The organism is Salipaludibacillus sp. HK11 (assembly GCF_047795645.1).
Lineage (GTDB): Bacteria > Bacillota > Bacilli > Bacillales > Salisediminibacteriaceae > Salipaludibacillus.
The window spans coordinates 100873-120036 of record NZ_CP181045.1; the positions used below are offsets into that span (position 1 = coordinate 100873).

Here is a 19164-nt window from a genome sequence, read left to right on the forward strand (position 1 = left end):
GAGATGACGTCTAATGTTAAAAAAGGTTCTTGTTGCAAATAGAGGAGAAATAGCTGTTCGAATCATTCGAGCATGTAAAGAGTTGAACATTGAAACGGTAGCTGTTTATTCTGAAGCGGATGCCGATTCGCTACATGTTCGATTAGCTGATGAAGCTTATTGTATCGGACCTGTGTCATCAAGAGATAGTTATTTGAATTTCACAAATATTATGAGCGTAGCAACGTTAACAGAGGTTGATGGCATTCATCCTGGATATGGTTTTTTGTCTGAGAATGCTGACTTTGCTGAAATATGTAATGCCTGTAATATTTCGTTCATTGGTCCGAGTCCGTGGGCAATCAGTCAAATGGGTACAAAAGACGTTGCCCGAATGACGATGGAAAAAGCAGGTGTTCCTGTAGTTCCAGGATCAAAGGGGATCATTGAAACGATTGAAGATGGTGTGGAAGTTGCCAAAGGTATTGGTTACCCGGTAATTATCAAGGCGACAGCAGGAGGTGGCGGTAAAGGGATCCGCGTAGCAACTGACGAAGCTGAGCTTAGGAAAGGGATATCAATTACCCAGAAAGAAGCACAAGCAAATTTCGGTAATCCTGGTGTTTATTTAGAAAAATTTATTGAAGATTTTCGTCATGTTGAAATTCAAGTACTTGCTGACACTTATGGGAATGTGATTCATTTAGGTGAGAGAGACTGCTCGATCCAACGACGTCTGCAAAAGTTGGTAGAAGAAACTCCCTCACCTGCACTTGATCAAATGATCCGTGAAGAAATGGGACAGGCAGCCGTCAAAGCAGCGGAAGCGGTTGAATACACAGGTGCAGGGACGATCGAATTTATTTATGTTCCAAATGAAAAGAAATTCTACTTCATGGAAATGAATACTCGTATTCAGGTAGAACACCCTGTTACTGAAATGGTTACGGGTATAGATTTAATTAAAGAACAACTTTTAGTTGCGTCTGGAGAAAAGCTTTCCTATACTCAAGAGGAAGTCACATTTAATGGTTGGGCAATTGAGTGTCGTATCAATGCTGAAAACCCTGACAAAAATTTTATGCCATCGCCAGGAAAAATCGGGATGTACTTGCCACCTGGAGGTTTGGGTGTAAGGATAGACAGCGCTGCATTTCCAGGATATACAATCACTCCGTACTATGATTCAATGATTGCCAAAGTTATTACGTATGGGAGAGACCGTGATGAAGCGATCGCAAAAATGAAGCGTGCTCTTGACGAATTTGTTATTGAAGGTGTTCATACGACGATTCCTTTCCACTTACGACTGTTTAATCATGAAGTATTTGTCGGAGGAGATTTCAACACGAAATTTTTGGAGACATATTCATTGAATCCAAAAGAGGAATAAACAGATGAAAGGAGGATCATTATGACAGAAAATCATTTGATTCAAATGGCCGAAGACTCGAATAATTTGGGGAAGGTTGAGATTTCCCCCGAGGTCATTGAAGTAATCGCTGGTATTGCTGCATCTGAAATAGATGGTGTAGGGATGTTAAGGGGTAATTTTGCATCAGGTGTGGCCGAACGTTTAGGACGTAAAAGTTCTCATGGTAAAGGTGTAAAAGTTGATTTGAGTGAAGATGGGCTTAAAATTGAAGTGTACGTTATTACAAATTATGGGGTTTCGATTCCAGAAGTATGTAAGAAGATCCAAGAAAATATTGTACAAACCTTGAAGAATATGACATCAATTGGAGTGTTGTCTGTTGATGTTCATGTTGTAGGAGTTCATTTCGAAGAAAAAATCGATCAGGAAACTACAAAAAAAGATCAAGGAGTCTAAGCCAAAGAATATCTTTGGCTTTTCTTTTTGTACTTTAAGAATGTTTAACTTAGCTAAAGGGTTAAAGTATAAGATAAACTAAGTTTTTCTAATTTAAACCTGAAGGAGAATGGACCTTTGTTTAACGATCAAGTATAAGAAGAACTTAGATTTTTCGTCTTTTTGATAATTGACAATACCATGTTTTTTTAAACTTTTTCTACGTTCTGTATTCGTTGATAAAGTTGTGCTATCATCTAAAGAGAGAGTTAATAACCATTCAATAAAGGAACGAATAAAATATGCGCCATTGGTTTGATGACCCATGTCGTGATCGGTAAAATAAGGAGATATAATCATGAATCGCAGAATAGCAAGAATTAAAACGGTACAAGCACTTTATCAAATTGAAATGACAGATGTAGATCCACATGAGGCAATGCAATCAGTATTGGAAGACGGAGAGGTAATCAGTTCATTTTTTGAATCACTCGTTTATGGAACGGGGAAACACCTAGAAGAAATTGATAATCTTATTGAAAGTGTTCTGGAAAATTGGTCGCTAACACGTATTGCTAGAGTTGATCGTGCGATTTTAAGGATGGCTGTTTATGAAATGAAATACGTGTCAGAAATTCCTATTAGTGTCAGTATTAACGAAGCGATTGATTTAGCTAAAGGATTTACTGGTGATGAAGAGTCAGGGAAATTTGTGAATGGTGTCCTTTCCAAGTTAGCCGATCACCTAGAGAACTAGGCTTGTGTAGTGAAATCGAGTGTTCACAATCCATTTAAGATTAACATTCTAAAATAGTTAAAAAATCTAAAATTCAGTCGCTATGTGTAGGATGAAGTGATAACAAGGGGGAATTTTCATGTCAGGAATCATAATTTCTGGAAAAGAGCTAGCACAAGAGAAAAGGATTGAAATGAAACAACAAGTCGATACGCTTAAACAAAAGGGAATAACACCTGGTTTAGCTGTGATTCTCGTGGGAGAAGACCCAGCTTCACAAACTTATGTTCGAGCTAAGCAACGTGCTTGCGAACAAACAGGAATACATTCAGAAATAGATGAAGTCTCACCATCTATTACCGAAGCAGAACTACTTGAAAAAATTAATGTGTTAAACGATGCAAAGCATATTCATGGTATTCTTGTTCAACTGCCGTTACCAGAGCACATTTCTGAGAAGAAAGTCATCGAAACAATTCACCCTGATAAAGATGTCGATGGCTTTCACCCGATTAATATTGGCCGGATGATGACGGGACAAGAAGGATTTTTGCCATGTACCCCGTTTGGGATTGTAGAAATGATTAAGTCAAAGGGTATTGAAATTCAAGGGAAACACGCTGTTATCGTTGGTCGAAGCAACATCGTTGGTAAACCAGTAGGACAGTTGTTACTAAATGAAAATGCGACTGTAACTTACTGTCATTCACGCACAAAGAATATGCAAGAGTACACAAAATCTGCCGATATTCTTGTCGTAGCCGTTGGAAAACCTCATTTTATTGATGCGGACGATGTGAAAGATGGTGCAATTGTCATCGATGTTGGTATCCACCGTAATGAGGAAGGGAAATTAATTGGAGATGTCTTATTTGATAACGTAAAAGAGGTCGCTTCCTATATCTCTCCTGTACCAGGTGGAGTTGGACCAATGACAATTACAATGCTCTTACATAATACTGTTGTTTCAGCAAATAGAAGGTTAAAATAAGGAGTTATTCAGATGAACCAAGAATTTCTTACCGTTAGTGACCTGACCCTTCAAATTAAGCAATTGATGGATCGAGATCCACGTTTACAAAATATTTGGTTACGAGCTGAGATATCTAATTTTAAACGTCATAGTCGTGGTCATATGTACTTTACATTAAAAGATCAAAAATCAAAAGTACAATCCGTCATGTTCGCAGGGAATAACCGTTCTCTTAAATTTTTGCCTGAAGATGGCATGCAAGTTCTCATTAGAGGGGATATTTCTGTATACGAACCTTACGGGCAGTATCAACTTTATGTGAAGGAAATGCAACCAGACGGGATTGGAAACTTATACTTAGCATTTGAAAATTTAAAGAAAAAATTGCAAATTGCTGGCTATTTTTCTGAAGAAAGGAAAAAGCCAATACCATCAATGCCGAAATCAATTGCTGTCATTACCTCCCCAACTGGAGCAGCAGTGCGCGATATTATAACGACGATTAATCGGCGTTATCCATTAGCGAAAGTAACGCTGCTGCCAGTTTTGGTTCAAGGACCAGATGCACCATTATCGATTGCTAGGGCAATTAAACAGGCGAATGAAGCTAATCGCTTTGATGTAATAATTTCAGGAAGAGGTGGTGGGTCACTTGAGGAATTATGGGCATTCAACGAGGAAATCGTAGCAGAAGCGATATATCGATCTGACCTACCATTGATTTCGGCTGTTGGTCATGAAACAGATGTAACAATCAGTGACTTTATTGCAGATCTTCGAGCACCAACACCAACAGCAGCAGCAGAGTTGGCTGTCCCTAACATTCATGATTTACTAACGGCAGTGTATGAACGGAAAGCACGTTTAACAAGGGCGACAGAAACAAGATTATCACAAGAAAAAGAACGATTAGCATTCTTAACGAAATCATATGCTTTTCGATACCCTAAACAGTTAGTTGAACAGAAAGAACAGGAATTAGATAGACTTCATGAAATGCTTATCCGCACATCAGGTCGTATTTTAGAAAAGAAAAAAGACCAGATCCAATCATTTACTCAGAGATTACATGCTTTACATCCTCAAGAAAAAATAAAGCAAGAAACACACCGGTTAAATCAAAATGATCAAGCAATAAAAAAAGCAATAAGTCATTTGTTACGGGAGAAACACCATCGGTTATCAATGCAAATATCAAAACTAGATTTATTAAGTCCTTTGAAATTGATGAATCGCGGCTATAGCCTTGTATATAATGACGACAATAAACTTGTGAAGAATATCGATCAAGCTCCAGTTGACTCGATGATTTCTGTTCAATTACAAAATGGAAAACTTCAGTGTGAAGTGAAAGAGCAAGTCGATCAATCAAAAAATTAGTGACGGAGGAATGGATATGACTAAAGCAGAAGACTCGTTAACTTTTGAAGATTCAATGAAAAGTTTAGAAGAGTTAGTTGAAAAATTAGAAAAAGGCGATGTTCCATTAGAAGAAGCAATCTCGATGTTTCAAGAAGGTATGAAGCGATCAAAAGATTGCCAAGATCGTTTGCAAAAAGTAGAAAAACAGATGACTGAAGTTCTTTCAGAAGATGGAGAAATTAGCAGTTTTGATGCGGAAGAGGAGTTATAATTGTGAATGATCAGCAGACGTTGAAACAGTTTATAGAAAAGGAAAAACAGCAAATAGATCAACGACTTAAGAACCATATTAATCAATTAAAAGCACCACCTTCACTGAAAGAATCAATGAATTATTCTCTAGAAGCTGGAGGAAAGAGAATCCGGCCGATTTTATTATTAGCAACATTAAAAGGATTTAACAAACCTCTCAATCTAGGCTATGATGTATCTTGTGCTTTGGAAATGATTCATACTTATTCTTTAGTCCATGATGACTTACCAGCAATGGATGATGATGACCTGCGACGGGGAAAACCTACGAATCATAAAGTTTTTGGCGAAGCTTTAGCCATTTTAGCTGGCGATGGATTGCTAACTCATAGTTTTCAACTAATTACTAGTTTAGATTATTTAACAGCTGAAGTAAAAGTAAGGTTAATTGAGAAGATAGCTGAAGCGGCTGGACCTATGGGGATGGTTGCGGGCCAAGTGGAAGATATGGAAGGCGAGGACGAAGATCTAGACGTCGATCAATTACAGCACATCCATCACCGTAAAACAGGAGATCTCCTATCTGTTGCATTGGAATGTGGAGCTATTCTATCATCGGCAACGGAAGAAGAAATGAGTGAACTGAAGTCTTTTGGCAAACATATAGGAATTGCTTTTCAAATTAAAGACGACCTTCTTGATGTAGAAGGTGATGAAAAACAACTTGGTAAGCCAGTTGGAAGTGATGAATCGAACAATAAAACAACGTATCCGAAAGTACTCGGAATGGATCAAGCAAGAGAAAAATTAATTTATCATATAAAAAGTGCCAAAGACCACTTGAATAACGTAGATAAAGATACGCGTTTATTGCTAGAGTTAGCAGATTATATTGGTTCAAGATCAAACTAATTGGTATATGATAATAAAATAGAATATCTTGGTGTATTTACAAGTGCTTGTATGTTGTCTGACGTATTCTAAGCATGCTATAATAGATCAGGTGAGTGGTGCAGTATTCTAGTCGGTTCTACATTTTCGAAGGCGGGTCTAAAAATCCGCTAAAGGGCATATCGATGAAGTTTCTAGGTTTGGCTTGAGGCGCCCAGCTTTGGGTCATGACTGGGAGTAAAGGTTTTAGGGCGATCCACAATGGCATGTGGGCGATGACCCTTAACCGTGGAGGCCCTTGCATGTGGATTCGTAATATGCGATATGTACGTGTAAGGGTATGAACCTGCTATGCGAATTGGGATTCGTGAGCAGCGTAGCCTGCCTTGAGTGGAGATCGAGGGGATTATAGATACTAGGTTGTAGATGTACTTATCTATATGAAATCATCTCTGCAAAAGAGGATAAGATTATCGTTAAGAACTGTCGGGGAAAACTCCTAGACTGTTCCACTGGACATTTAAAGAGGATTATAGTGCGTTTCTAAGTGGTAATCCAGTCTGACGTTTGGTGACAACGTCAAGGTGAGTTTAATGGGAAACCGTCACAGCGGCGACGCTGAGATACTCGCTTGGGAAAACCTACTGGACCTAAGGCGCAGTTTTTACTCTTTGAATGACCACTCGCCATTACATATGGTAAATTTCAATTGAGTCTTAATAGTTGTTAATAGGATAACCTCATGTCTATTAATTTAGTGAGGAAGTATATATTATATGAAAAAGTCAATGAAAAAATCAATTAATTGGAGTTTGATCATAGCCGTTATCACCTTGGTGTTGGCGGCTATTTTTTCCATTGTATCTACAGCGGTTCTTAGTGGAGTTGCATGGGGTGTGGGCATGGTTATTGTGTTTATAATTGTGCTAATTGGTGTTATTTCTGATACGATTGGAGTAGCAGCAACTGCAGCAAGAGAAAAGCCATTTCACGCTATGGCTGCTGAAAAAGTACCAGGTGCAAAGCATGCAGTTTTGATAACTAGGAATGCTGATCGATTTTCAAATTTTACGAATGATGTAATTGGTGATATTGCAGGGGTTATAAGTGGAACGGCATCTGCCTATGTTGTTATTCAGTTAGCATTGGATATGGGTTATACGGAAGGATCAACTGTACAATTCGCCACTTCTGTTTTGTTTACAAGTGTTGTTGCAGCCCTAACTGTTGGTGGAAAATCAATAGGAAAAACAATAGCAATTCAATTTTCAACTGAGATCATATACCATGTGGGTAGATTATTTTACTTTTTAGAGGTAAAATTAAAGATAACCATATTTAAAGATAACAAACGTAAAAAGAAGGCTAATAAGAATAATCAAAGAAAGTGAGGGTTTTTCTTGGATTTGCTAAGCATAAAAGAACCTACATTTGTGAAAGAATGCAGCAACAAAGATCTAGAAGACCTTGCTAAAGATGTCCGGAAATTTTTAATTGAGAATCTTTCTGTTACAGGAGGGCATTTAGGTCCGAATTTAGGTGTTGTCGAACTAACTCTTGTTCTTCATCATTTATTTGAAAGTCCAAAAGATAAATTCATATGGGATGTAGGACATCAAGCCTATGTTCATAAAATCTTGACAGGAAGAGCAGATCAATTTGAGTCACTTCGCAAATATAAGGGATTATGCGGATTTCCAAAAAGATCTGAAAGTAAACATGATGTATGGGAGACGGGCCACAGCTCTACTTCTTTATCGGCTGCAATGGGGATGGCTTTAGCTCGTGACTTAAAAGAATCCGATGAATCAATCATTCCTGTGATCGGAGACGGTGCATTAACGGGAGGAATGGCCTTGGAAGCGCTTAATCATATTGGTCATGAGCAAACTGATATGATCGTGGTCCTTAACGACAATGAAATGTCAATTGCCCCAAATGTTGGTGCACTTCATTCTATGTTAGGGCGAATGAGAACTGCAGGAAAGTATCAAAAAGCGAAAGAAGAACTTGAGATGCTCATCAAGAAAATCCCTGCATTTGGGGGAAGACTCGCTGCTACTGCGGAACGAGTCAAAGATAGCTTGAAATACTTGCTTGTTTCGGGAATGTTTTTTGAAGAAATGGGATTCACGTATCTTGGTCCTGTTGATGGTCATGATTTAGATGACTTAAAGGCGAATATGAGGTATGCGAAAAAAACGAAGGGTCCAGTACTCGTCCATGTGATAACTAAAAAAGGTAAAGGCTATGCTCCTGCTGAAAATGATGCAAAAGGAACGTGGCATGGTCTTGGACCGTATAAGATTGAGTCGGGTGAAGTAGTGAAGAAGCCTGGGCCACCAAGTTACAGTGGCGTATTTACTGATACTCTCATGAAGATTGCACGTCAAGATGAACGAATTGTTGCTATTACTGCTGCGATGCCTGGTGGAACGGGTCTTGATAAGTTTGCAAAAGAATTTCCGAAAAGAATGTACGACGTCGGCATAGCGGAACAACATGCAACGACTATGTCAGGTGGATTAGCCGCACAAGGGATGAAACCAGTTTTTGCTGTGTATTCTACCTTCTTACAACGTGCATACGACCAATTAGTCCATGATGTATGTCGCCAGAACTTAAATGTATTTTTTGCGATTGACCGTGCAGGTCTAGTTGGTGCAGATGGTGAAACCCACCAAGGTGTGTTTGACATCTCTTTCTTAAGGCACCTGCCAAACATGAAGATCTTAAGTCCGAAAGATGAGAATGAGTTACAACATATGATATATACCGCGACATGTCATGATGATGGACCAATTGCTGTTAGGTACCCTAGAGGTGGCGGGTTCGGAATTAAGATGGATGATGAATTGAAGGAAATTCCTCTTGGAGATTGGGATGTAGTAAAAGAAGGTGCTGACCTTTCGATCTTAGCATTTGGAACGATGATTCCTGTCGCTATGGAAGCAGCTGAAAAATTGGAGAAAATTGGTATCCATGTAGAGGTCGTTAACGCCCGTTCGATTAAACCACTAGACGATGGAAAATTAACGGATCTTGCAAAGAAACAACGTCCAATTTTAACATTAGAAGAAACGGCACTTCTTGGTGGATTTGGTAGTGCAGTTCTCGAGTTTTTCCATGAGAATCATCATCACTCAATGATTGTTGAAAGAATGGGGATTCCGGATCGCTATATTGAACATGGAAGTGTCCCTGAATTACTAGAGGAAATTGGGTTAACTTCTGACCATGTAGCGAGTCAAGTGGAGCAAATAATCCCAAGGAAGAGGCAACGAGCGTAGCAAATGAAAAAAGATCGTATAGATGTTTTGTTAGTAGAAAAAGGTATCATTGAAACAAGGGAAAAAGCTAAACGTACGATTATGGCTGGTTTAGTTCTCGCTGATGGCGAAAGAATAGACAAGCCCGGTGCGAAAGTTAATGTCGATTCGATACTCACTTTAAAAGGTAAGGTAATGCCTTACGTTAGTAGAGGTGGACTGAAATTAGAACGTGCCATTGAAGTATTTAATTTTGATTTAAACAATAAAATTGTACTGGATATTGGATCTTCGACAGGTGGTTTTACTGATTGTTCTCTTCAAAAAGGTGCGAAACTCGTTTATGCCTTGGATGTTGGCTACAATCAGTTAGCTTGGAAGTTAAGACAGGACGAGCGGGTAGTTGTGATGGAGCGAACGAATTTCAGGTATTCCTCTGTTGACGATTTTACAAAGGGGCGCCCAGAATTTGCTACGATCGATGTGTCATTTATTTCCTTGCAGTTGATCTTGCCTGTTTTAAAAGAAATTATTGTAGAAAATAGCAATGTCTCTGCCCTAATCAAACCACAATTTGAAGCTGGTAGGGAAGAAGTCGGTAAAAAAGGAATCATTAGGGATAGAAAGATTCATTACAATGTAGTGAAGAAAATTGTTGATTTTTGTGAAGAAATAGGATTTTCTGTACAAGGATTAGCACCCTCACCGATACGTGGTGGAGAAGGAAACATCGAATTTCTCATCCATCTTCGTCTTGATGCAAATGAAGATGAAGATGAAGTCTATCCAGAAGACAAAATAAAAAATGTGGTTGATGAAGCACATCAATCACAAGTGTAAGAGACAGATGAAATTCAGATGTCTCTTTTTTCTTACTTTTAAAGTGATTGTTTTGTTTAAATAAGGTATTCTGAACAACGAAAGTTTGGAAGAAATCGATGGAATTTTAAAGAAAGAAAACAACAGTATCGATTTAAAAACAATCATGATCAAACAAATGTGCTTAATTTATTCATTTATTGTATAAATATGAGGTTTCGTTTATAATGATAATAACGAAGTTTTAGTTCATTATAACGGAGGAATTTAGATGAATAAGGGCCAAAGGCATATTAAAATCCGCGACATAATTGCTAATCAAGAAATAGAAACACAAGATGACTTAGTAGAACAATTAAGACAAGCAACATTTAATGTTACGCAGGCAACGGTTAGTCGAGATATTAAGGAACTTCATTTAGTGAAGGTTCCTATGATGGATGGTAGATATAAGTATAGTTTACCATCTGATCAACGGTTTAATCCTCTACAAAAACTAAAAAGAGCATTGATGGATAGTTTCGTTTCAATCGATCATACTCACAATATGATTGTTATGAAAACACTTCCTGGAAACGCAAATGCAGTTGGTGCACTAATAGATAATTTGGATTGGAATGAAATTATGGGAACTATTTGTGGAGATGATACGATTTTAATTATCTGTCGAAATGAAAATGATACAAGTTTAATTAGCGAAAGATTTTTAAATATGCTTTAATGATCTCGAGAAATATGGGGGGTGAAAAATGTGTTAATGGAACTTTCTATTCGCAATTTTGCAATCATTGATGAGATCACCGTTCCATTTGAAGAAGGTTTAACAGTTTTGACAGGAGAGACAGGTGCTGGTAAATCAATTATTATTGATGCGATTGGTTTGCTGATTGGAGGTAGGGGATCGGTCGATTATGTCCGTCATGGCAGTAAACGAGCTGAAATCGAAGGGTTATTTTCGGTTGAAGGTAATGGCATGTCAAAGGAACTATCAAAGCTATTAAGAGATCTCGGCATCTCTATAGACGAAGAAGAAACAGTTGTATTAAGAAGAGAAATTACGACACAAGGCAAAAGTATTTGTCGGATTAACGATAAATTGTCGACGTTAGCTGTTTTGCGTGAAGTAGGGCAGTTGCTCGTTGACATACACGGTCAGCATGAACATCAAAAATTATTGCAAACAGATAAGCACCTATTGTTTTTAGACCGTTTTGCAGAATCGACATTACAAAAGACAAAAGCTGAGTACGAAAAACTTTATCAACAATTCATAAAAAAAAGAGAACAACTCGTTCAATTAACTGATAGCGACCAGCAAATGGCTCAGCGTCTCGATTTAATTCAATATCAATTTCAAGAAATTGTAGAAGCAGAACTAAAACCGAATGAAGACGAGGAGTTATCGGAAGAACGTAAAAAGCTGGCTAATAGTGAAGACCTTCACAAGACAGTACATGGAGCATACGAATCGTTGTATGGAGATAATAAAGGGCTTGAATGGGTAATGGCGGCAATGAATCAAATAGAAGAGGCTGCAACGATGGACCCTAGTTTACATAAACTACATGAAACGATTGCCAATTCCTATTTTTTACTTGAAGAATCATCTTTTTCGTTAAGGGATTATTATGAGCAGATTGAATTTGATCCCGAGCGATTGAATACAATTGAAGCACGTTTAAGTGAAATGAGTCAGTTAAAACGAAAGTATGGGGAATCAGTTAATGAGATTTTAGAATATGCAACAACGATTGAAGAGGAAATTGATACATTGACAAATCGGGAGCAACGGTTTATGCAGTGGGAGCAAGAACTAGAAGCACTTGCAAAAGATTTATATGTGGAGGCTTCGCATTTAACCAAGTTACGAAAGTTACAGGCCAAAAAATTAATTAGTGCAATTCAGAAACAGTTAGACGATCTTTATATGAAAGATACGATTTTTGATGTGGACTTTGATGAAAAAAAACAAACTGATTTAACAGTAAATCAAATCATAAAATCTTCCCCATTTAAAAAAACTGGTATCGATTATATATCTTTTATGGTAGCAACAAATAAAGGGGAGCCATTGAAGCCTCTGGCAAAAGTAGCTTCAGGTGGAGAGATATCCCGAATGATATTGGCACTGAAATCAATTTTGGCTCGTCATGAAGGCGTGACATCATTAATTTTTGATGAAGTCGATACTGGTGTCAGTGGAAGGGTTGCACAGGCTATTGCAGAAAAAATTCATCATATTTCTTTAGGTTCACAAGTGTTGTGCATTACACACTTGCCGCAAGTGGCAGCGATGGCGGATACACATTTGTTAATATCTAAAGATGAAAAAAAAGGTAGGACAAGAACCAAGGCGCGACCTTTATCAGTGGATGAAAAAACGGAAGAAATTAGTCGGATGATTTCTGGTGTTGAAATTACTGATTTAACAAGGCAGCATGCAACTGAATTGATTGAACAAGCACAACAAATGAAATGATACACACGATTTTATGAAAAAACTAACCAAATGAGGTTAGTTTTTTTCTTTTGGTTAGGTTATAAATGATCTGTTTAAAGGCAAAATTAGTACTACAGCCATGGTGGAGGTAAAGGTTAAAGACGAGGAGAGTGAAAAGGTTGAATCATGGATGGGTCCGCAAAGCTACAGGAATACTGCTCCTTGTTATTCTGTTCTCAGCTGCATTTTATCCGCCTATACAAAAGTTTGTCCAACTGCCAAATGAAATAGCACTTTTCGAAGGACATACATTTGAGCTCCCAAATGCAATCACAGTTTTAAATTATGATGAATCATCTGTTGGGTTTACTTCTGATTCTGATCAAACAATGGAGGCAATGAGTTCATCACATAGTTCCATTGTCATGGGGTTAAATGGTTTTCCAATTCAATCAATGGATGTGACGGTTCATCCAGAATTGAAAGTCATACCAAGTGGTCAGTCAATAGGTGTTCGAGTTAAAACTGAAGGTGTTTTGGTAGTAGGTCATCACTTAATGGATACAGACGCAGGAAAAGTATCCCCAGGAGAAGTATCAGATATACAAGTTGGGGATATGATTCTAAAAATGAACGGAAATGACATAAGAGAAATGAGTGAAATACAGCCATTAGTTCAAGAAGCAGGTGAAAATAATACACCGATTGAGTTGGAAGTTAAAAGGGACGAAAAGGTAATACAAAAAAAATTAACACCGGTAAAAGGAAAAAGCGATGCTCGTTTTCATTTAGGATTATATATACGGGATTCAGCGGCAGGAGTGGGAACTCTTACTTTTTTTGAACCCGAGTCAAGAAAATATGGAGCTCTTGGTCACGTGATATCTGATATGGAAACGAAGGAGCCTATAGATATAGGTGACGGAGAAATTGTTAAATCTGACGTGACCTCAATAGAAAAAGGGCTGACAGGAGAACCAGGAGAAAAATTAGCGAGGTTTTCAAATGATAGAAAAGTTATTGGCGATATTACTAAAAACACTGAGTTTGGAATTTTTGGTAAGATGAGTAAAAGTATTGATAGAGAAAAATCAATGGAGCCAATTGAAATTGGCTTGGCCGATCAAGTAAAGGAAGGGCCAGCTGAAATATTAACCGTCGTTGAAGGGGATAAAGTGCAGCGCTTTGATATTGAAATTGTCAATAGTACACCACAGAAGTTTCCAGCTACAAAAGGAATGGTAATTAAAGTTACAGATGAAGAATTACTTGAAACAACTGGTGGCATTGTTCAAGGAATGAGTGGAAGTCCTATTATTCAAGATGACCGAATCATTGGTGCAGTCACTCACGTATTCATAAATGATCCTTCCTCAGGGTATGGTTGCCATATTGAATGGATGTTATCTGATGCTGGGATAGATATTAATAATAAGGAATGGAAAGAAGCAAGTTAATTTAATAAGTTGATGCTTGCACCTATTGTTTAAAATAGGTGCTTTATTTCATTTATGTGGATAAATTCTCATCTTATGTATTTCGGCCTATCATATGGTATAATTTACTTAAAGATTATTCGACAAAGAGTTATATGTCTATGCGATTAAAATCGAATACAGTCGAATGAACGAGCATTCGTTAATAATCAAGAGAAAACATAAGGTTTATTAGAAAAAATCAAAATATTAAAAGGAATAAGAGAGGCTATGTCGAATACTAACTAAATGAGACAGTCTAAATCATAAGGGAGGAAAAAGCGTGAAGAACTTAAGAGTATGTGTAGCAGATGACAACAGAGAATTGGTAAATTTATTAGAAGATTATATCCAGTCACAAGAAGACATGGATGTTGTAGGAAAAGCTTATAATGGTCAAGAATGTTTGAATTTAGTTGAAGAGGTTCAACCCGATGTATTGATTCTTGATATTATTATGCCTCATTTAGATGGGTTAGCTGTATTAGAAAAACTAAATGATGTCGAATTGAAAAATCGACCTAATATCATTATGCTGACCGCATTTGGTCAAGAAGATGTCACGAAGAAAGCAGTAGATTTAGGGGCAGCGTATTATGTACTAAAGCCATTTGACATGGACACGCTTATGAACAAAATTAGAGACGTGTCAGGACAAGGGAAAGTGTTATATGGTCATCGATCATCACAAACAGCAGCGGAAATGAGACGAGAAAACAAACCAATGAATTTGGATGCGAGTATAACAAGTATTATTCACGAAATTGGAGTCCCGGCTCATATAAAAGGATATATGTACTTAAGAGAGGCTATTACAATGGTTTACAATGACATTGAGCTACTAGGATCGATCACTAAAGTGCTTTATCCAGATATAGGAAAGAAGTTTAATACAACGGCAAGTAGAGTTGAAAGAGCTATTCGTCATGCAATTGAAGTAGCTTGGAGTCGTGGGAACATCGAATCGATATCGAAAATGTTCGGTTATACGGTAAATGTATCGAAAGCAAAACCAACGAATAGTGAGTTTATTGCGATGGTTGCTGATAAACTTAGGATTGAACATAAAGTAAGCTAGTGTTGAACTGAAGTATAGTAATAAGAAAGGACCTAACTATTCTCAAGTTAGGTCCTTTAATAGTTCTTTAAGGATGTTTAACTTCGCTAAAGGATTAAAGTATAAGATAAAAAAAGGCTCTGCCATGAAGGACTTGGCGACAAGCCTAGTTTTTCTAATGAAATTATTTCTTCTGAAATCGAGGTCCGACTTTGTTATTTTTTCGATCTCTGTGAAGGATAAATCCTCCGATTAACCATACACCAACAACAAAGCAAATTAGCCCAGCGATGAACTGTAAATAATGAGAAGCATAAGGCCAGTTTAATATGGAGAACAAAGTATCTCTCATGAGCTTAATCCCATATCCGGCTGTAAAAATAGGAATAAGCAAAATAGTAAGTGCAATAAATCTTTGAAAAGTCATGATTACAATCCTTTCTAGATGAATCTCCCCTATATTTTATACTATATGAGGTATGAAGTCGAGAACATGCGAGACAAGTATCCAGACTGCTTTTGCATTAAATAAAAAACGTGTATAGTACTATTTAAAGTATGAAAAATATATCACGAGTACGTTAGAGAAAAGAAGGAAGCGAGTTATTAATTAACCCTGCATATAAAAGAATTATATGATTATCAATTGATGAAATCAATGGAAAACCAGTAACGGCTAATATTTCCGAAGGCGAAAGTATACATATGAAATATTAAAGTCTAAAAAGGCTATTCGTGGGGGAAAAATGAAAGTAGGGGTCGCTTCGGAATGACGTTATTGGTAATGCATCGGGTGAGTCGGCGGAATTAGCTTTAGCTGTTAACCACAAAATAAAATGAATGATAGTTTTGAAGGTGAAAGGTGCTGGTGTGATATGGATTTGAATCATCTCTTTAACACAATTAAAAAAGACCCTGAACAAAAAAAAATTGCCATTGCTCATGCTATAGATCCTACTCTATTTGAGGCAGCTACAAGAGCATTAGAAATGAACATGTCTTCGTTTATTTTTATCGGACCTGAAAAAGAGATGAACGATGCTGCAAAAAAAGCTTCATTCACGAATTTTTATCAAGACCAAGTGACATGGATTCATACGTTAGATAGCAATGAGTCTGCAAGGGAAGCAGTGCAACTAGTCGCAGAAGGAAAGGCTGACGCGTTGATGAAAGGAATGATCTCATCTTCTGCTATCTTAAAAACAGTTCTAAACAAGGAGAATGGGCTTAGAACTGGTAAGATTCTTTCTCATTTAGCTGGTTTTTCTTTACCACAACGGTCAAGCTTATTATTTATATCAGATGCAGCCATGAATATTTCTCCTAATTTGAAACAGAAAGTGCAAATTATCGAGAATTCGGTAAAAGTTTTACGTAAGATGGGGAATTTAAAACCTAAAGTAGCTATTATTGCGGCGGTGGAAACAGTTAATCCTGCCATGCAAGCAACATTAGACGCGGCATCGCTGACTTTAATGAATCAAAGAAATCAAATAGTCAATTGTGAGGTTGAAGGACCTTTAGGTTTTGATAATGCCATATCGGCACAGGCTGCGAAACAAAAAGGGATTACATCCAGCGTCGCTGGAAATGCTGATATTCTTATCGTACCAACAATTGAGACAGGAAATATTCTCTATAAATCGCTGACTTACTTTGGTAAGGGAGTTGTGGGTGGGATGATTATTGGCGCAAAAGCTCCGATTATTTTACCATCTCGTTCAGACTCAGCAGAAAGTAAATTATTTTCAATGGCTATGGCACTATGTGCATCAAGTGATGAATAATTTAGGAGGATGATGATGGAGTTATTTAAATATATGGAAATGTATGATTATGAACAAGCGGTTGTGTGTCAAGATAAAGAATCGGGGTTGAAAGCGATTATTGCGATTCACGATACAACGTTAGGCCCCGCTCTTGGTGGCACGAGAATGTGGAAGTATGAGTCAGAAGAAGCTGCATTTGAAGACGCTCTCCGTTTAGCTAAAGGTATGACATATAAAAATGCTGCCGCTGGATTGAATTTAGGAGGCGGTAAAACGGTCATTATGGGTGATCCATATAAAGATAAAAACGAGGCAATGTTTCGTGCGTTTGGAAGGTTTATTCAAGGGTTAAATGGACGTTATATAACTGCTGAGGATGTTGGGACAACAGTTGAGGATATGGACTTGGTTTATTCTGAAACAGATTATGTTACAGGAATTTCTCCTGCATTTGGGTCTTCTTCGGGTAATCCATCACCAGTAACAGCTTATGGTGTTTATGTAGGAATGAAAGCTGCTGCAAAAGAAGCTTTTGGTGACGATTCATTAGAAGGGAAAACGATAGCTGTTCAAGGTGTAGGGAATGTTTCTTACCAGTTGTGTCGCTACCTTCATGAAGAAAGTGCAAGTCTCATCGTGACAGATATTAATCAGACGGCAGTCAGGAAAGCTGTCGATGAATTTGGTGCGAGAGCGGTTGATATTGCAGATATTTACTCTGTTGAATGTGATATTTTTTCTCCTTGTGCTTTAGGAGCGATAATTAATGACGAAACAATTCCACAATTGAAAGCGAAAGTTATTGCAGGAGCAGCAAACAATCAATTGAAAGATTCAAAACACGGTGTTATGATTCAAGAAAAAGAAATTGTTTATGCACCTGACTATGTGATTAACTCGGGTGGGGTTATAAACGTAGCAGATGAATTAATTGGTTATAATCGGGATCGAGCAATGAAAAAAGTCGAAACTATTTATGACAGTATTACTAAAATTTTTGAGATATCCAAACGCGACCAAATTCCTTCTTTTCTTGCAGCGAATCGAATGGCAGAAGAAAGAATTGCTACAATGAGAAATTCGAGAAGGCAATTCTTAAATAATGGTATGAACATATTAAGTCGTGGAAGATCTTAATTACTTGAATATAATGTCCCCTTATTTTTAATGAAGAAATGACGGGAATTCAGTGCTAAGTAATATTGAATATCCAAAATCCAAATTCCAAATTCTTAGGTGGGGGGATATTATGGAAGAAAAAACATTTCGAATATTATCAATTAATCCTGGGTCTACCTCAACAAAAATCGCTATTTTTGATAATGAACGTGAGGTTTTAGTGGAAACGATCCGTCACAGTCAAGAAAAAATTAACTCTTATGAGTCCATTATTGATCAATATCTTTTTCGAAAAGAAACGATTGTTAAAGTGTTGGACAAATGCGGAGTAAATCTTAAAAAAATTTCGGCAGTCGTAGGACGTGGAGGGTTACTAAGGCCCATTGAAGGTGGTACATATAAAGTAAATAAACAAATGATTTTAGATTTGCGGAGAGGATATTTTGGGCAGCACGCGTCAAATTTAGGTGGTATCATTGCTAATGAAATTGCTGAAGAGTGGAAAATCGATGCGTACATCGTTGATCCAGTAGTTGTTGACGAATTGGAACCAGTTGCAAAAGTATCAGGATTTGCTGATTTTGAAAGAAAAAGTATTTTTCACGCGTTAAATCAAAAAGCAGTTGCTAGACAAGTATCGAGCAAATTAGGGAAATCGTATGATGAGTTAAACCTTATTGTTGTTCACATGGGTGGTGGTATAACTGTTGGAGCTCACAAAAGTGGAAAAGTTATTGATGTAAACAACGGTCTTCATGGCGAAGGACCATTTTCACCTGAAAGAGCTGGGACAGTTCCAGCTGGAGACCTTGTTTCGATGTGTTTTTCGGGTAAATATAATGAAGTTGAAATGATGAAGAAGATTGTTGGACAAGGTGGTTTAGTTGGCTATCTTGGAACAAATGATGCGTTAGAAGTGGAATTTCGTATATCAATAGGAGATAAAAAAGCTGAACTGATTTATGAAGCGATGGCTTACCAAATTGCCAAAGAAATTGCTAGCAGTGCCGCCGTTTTGTCAGGTGAAGTAGATGCCATCGTGATCACAGGTGGTTTGGCTCAAGGTAAAGAATTTGTCCAAAAAATCATCTCTCGTGTAGAATGGATATCAGATGTAATAGTTAAGCCTGGTGAAAATGAAATGCAAGCTCTCACAGAAGGGACTTTGCGTGTTCTAAGCGGCAAAGAGAACGCAAAAGAATATACAGTATAA

General features: G+C 37.5%; 18 protein-coding genes. 17 read left to right on the forward strand and 1 reads right to left on the reverse strand.

The window, feature by feature from the left end; translation table 11 throughout:
- Window positions 1-13: 13 nt before the first annotated feature.
- From accC to spo0A, 14 genes are all read left to right on the forward strand, one after another.
- Window positions 14-1372: an acetyl-CoA carboxylase biotin carboxylase subunit gene (gene accC, locus ACM26V_RS00730; protein WP_416149556.1), complete on the forward strand. Its 1359-nt coding sequence runs from the start codon at window positions 14-16 to the stop codon at window positions 1370-1372.
- A gap of 21 nt (window positions 1373-1393) precedes the next feature.
- Window positions 1394-1810 carry an Asp23/Gls24 family envelope stress response protein gene (locus tag ACM26V_RS00735; protein ID WP_416149557.1) on the forward strand — a complete coding sequence of 139 codons (417 nt, stop codon included), beginning with the start codon at window positions 1394-1396 and terminating at the stop codon, window positions 1808-1810.
- Between the two features lie 337 nt (window positions 1811-2147).
- On the forward strand, window positions 2148-2546 hold the full coding sequence (gene nusB, locus ACM26V_RS00740; RefSeq protein WP_416149558.1) for a transcription antitermination factor NusB: 399 nt from the start codon (window positions 2148-2150) through the stop codon (window positions 2544-2546).
- 118 nt (window positions 2547-2664) lie between these two features.
- Window positions 2665-3516: a bifunctional methylenetetrahydrofolate dehydrogenase/methenyltetrahydrofolate cyclohydrolase FolD gene (folD, locus tag ACM26V_RS00745; protein ID WP_416149559.1), complete on the forward strand. Its 852-nt coding sequence runs from the start codon at window positions 2665-2667 to the stop codon at window positions 3514-3516.
- A gap of 12 nt (window positions 3517-3528) precedes the next feature.
- Entirely contained in the window at window positions 3529-4878 is a 1350-nt protein-coding gene (gene xseA / locus ACM26V_RS00750; RefSeq protein ID WP_416149560.1) for an exodeoxyribonuclease VII large subunit, read from the forward strand.
- Window positions 4879-4888: 10 nt separating this feature from the next.
- Window positions 4889-5131, forward strand: a complete 243-nt coding sequence (locus tag ACM26V_RS00755; RefSeq protein WP_416149561.1) for an exodeoxyribonuclease VII small subunit — start codon at window positions 4889-4891, stop codon at window positions 5129-5131.
- Between the two features lie 2 nt (window positions 5132-5133).
- A complete protein-coding gene (locus ACM26V_RS00760; protein WP_416149562.1) occupies window positions 5134-6024 on the forward strand; it encodes a polyprenyl synthetase family protein in 891 nt (296 codons plus the stop codon).
- 755 nt (window positions 6025-6779) lie between these two features.
- Entirely contained in the window at window positions 6780-7394 is a 615-nt protein-coding gene (locus tag ACM26V_RS00765) for a hypothetical protein (protein ID WP_416149563.1), read from the forward strand.
- Window positions 7395-7403: 9 nt separating this feature from the next.
- Window positions 7404-9293, forward strand: a complete 1890-nt coding sequence (dxs, locus tag ACM26V_RS00770) for a 1-deoxy-D-xylulose-5-phosphate synthase (RefSeq protein ID WP_416149564.1) — start codon at window positions 7404-7406, stop codon at window positions 9291-9293.
- A 3-nt stretch (window positions 9294-9296) separates the two neighbouring features.
- Complete coding sequence (locus ACM26V_RS00775) at window positions 9297-10112, forward strand: TlyA family RNA methyltransferase (protein ID WP_416149565.1); 816 nt, start codon at window positions 9297-9299, stop codon at window positions 10110-10112.
- Window positions 10113-10362: 250 nt separating this feature from the next.
- Window positions 10363-10812, forward strand: coding sequence for a transcriptional regulator AhrC/ArgR (gene ahrC, locus ACM26V_RS00780; RefSeq protein WP_416149566.1), 450 nt, complete (start codon window positions 10363-10365; stop codon window positions 10810-10812).
- Window positions 10813-10842: 30 nt separating this feature from the next.
- A complete protein-coding gene (gene recN, locus ACM26V_RS00785) occupies window positions 10843-12570 on the forward strand; it encodes a DNA repair protein RecN (RefSeq protein WP_416149567.1) in 1728 nt (575 codons plus the stop codon).
- Between the two features lie 131 nt (window positions 12571-12701).
- Window positions 12702-13988, forward strand: a complete 1287-nt coding sequence (gene spoIVB / locus ACM26V_RS00790) for a SpoIVB peptidase (protein WP_416149568.1) — start codon at window positions 12702-12704, stop codon at window positions 13986-13988.
- Window positions 13989-14289: 301 nt separating this feature from the next.
- On the forward strand, window positions 14290-15084 hold the full coding sequence (spo0A, locus tag ACM26V_RS00795) for a sporulation transcription factor Spo0A (RefSeq protein WP_416149569.1): 795 nt from the start codon (window positions 14290-14292) through the stop codon (window positions 15082-15084).
- A gap of 163 nt (window positions 15085-15247) precedes the next feature.
- Here the strand turns inward: spo0A and ACM26V_RS00800 are convergent, their stop codons facing one another.
- Window positions 15248-15490 carry a DUF2627 domain-containing protein gene (locus tag ACM26V_RS00800; RefSeq protein ID WP_416149570.1) on the reverse strand — a complete coding sequence of 81 codons (243 nt, stop codon included), beginning with the start codon at window positions 15488-15490 and terminating at the stop codon, window positions 15248-15250.
- A 409-nt stretch (window positions 15491-15899) separates the two neighbouring features.
- Between ACM26V_RS00800 and ACM26V_RS00805 the strand changes: the two genes are divergently transcribed.
- The 3 genes from ACM26V_RS00805 (at window position 15900) to buk (ending at window position 19164) form a co-directional block, all read left to right on the forward strand.
- Window positions 15900-16850, forward strand: coding sequence for a bifunctional enoyl-CoA hydratase/phosphate acetyltransferase (locus ACM26V_RS00805; protein WP_416149571.1), 951 nt, complete (start codon window positions 15900-15902; stop codon window positions 16848-16850).
- A 15-nt stretch (window positions 16851-16865) separates the two neighbouring features.
- Window positions 16866-17969 (forward strand): Leu/Phe/Val dehydrogenase, encoded by a 1104-nt coding sequence (locus ACM26V_RS00810; protein WP_416151755.1) that lies wholly within the window; start codon window positions 16866-16868, stop codon window positions 17967-17969.
- Window positions 17970-18081: 112 nt separating this feature from the next.
- Entirely contained in the window at window positions 18082-19164 is a 1083-nt protein-coding gene (buk, locus tag ACM26V_RS00815; protein WP_416149572.1) for a butyrate kinase, read from the forward strand.

Coding starts and splice junctions, on each gene's coding strand:
- xseA (WP_416149560.1), top strand. CDS start 3,529: ATGAACCAAGAATTTCTTACCGTTAGTGACCTGACCCTTCAAATTAAG.
- folD (WP_416149559.1), top strand. CDS start 2,665: ATGTCAGGAATCATAATTTCTGGAAAAGAGCTAGCACAAGAGAAAAGG.
- ahrC (WP_416149566.1), top strand. CDS start 10,363: ATGAATAAGGGCCAAAGGCATATTAAAATCCGCGACATAATTGCTAAT.
- ACM26V_RS00805 (WP_416149571.1), top strand. CDS start 15,900: ATGAATGATAGTTTTGAAGGTGAAAGGTGCTGGTGTGATATGGATTTG.
- ACM26V_RS00755 (WP_416149561.1), top strand. CDS start 4,889: ATGGATATGACTAAAGCAGAAGACTCGTTAACTTTTGAAGATTCAATG.
- ACM26V_RS00775 (WP_416149565.1), top strand. CDS start 9,297: ATGAAAAAAGATCGTATAGATGTTTTGTTAGTAGAAAAAGGTATCATT.
- nusB (WP_416149558.1), top strand. CDS start 2,148: ATGAATCGCAGAATAGCAAGAATTAAAACGGTACAAGCACTTTATCAA.
- accC (WP_416149556.1), top strand. CDS start 14: ATGTTAAAAAAGGTTCTTGTTGCAAATAGAGGAGAAATAGCTGTTCGA.
- buk (WP_416149572.1), top strand. CDS start 18,082: ATGGAAGAAAAAACATTTCGAATATTATCAATTAATCCTGGGTCTACC.
- ACM26V_RS00765 (WP_416149563.1), top strand. CDS start 6,780: ATGAAAAAGTCAATGAAAAAATCAATTAATTGGAGTTTGATCATAGCC.
- ACM26V_RS00800 (WP_416149570.1), bottom strand. CDS start 15,490: ATGACTTTTCAAAGATTTATTGCACTTACTATTTTGCTTATTCCTATT.
- ACM26V_RS00810 (WP_416151755.1), top strand. CDS start 16,866: ATGGAGTTATTTAAATATATGGAAATGTATGATTATGAACAAGCGGTT.
- ACM26V_RS00735 (WP_416149557.1), top strand. CDS start 1,394: ATGACAGAAAATCATTTGATTCAAATGGCCGAAGACTCGAATAATTTG.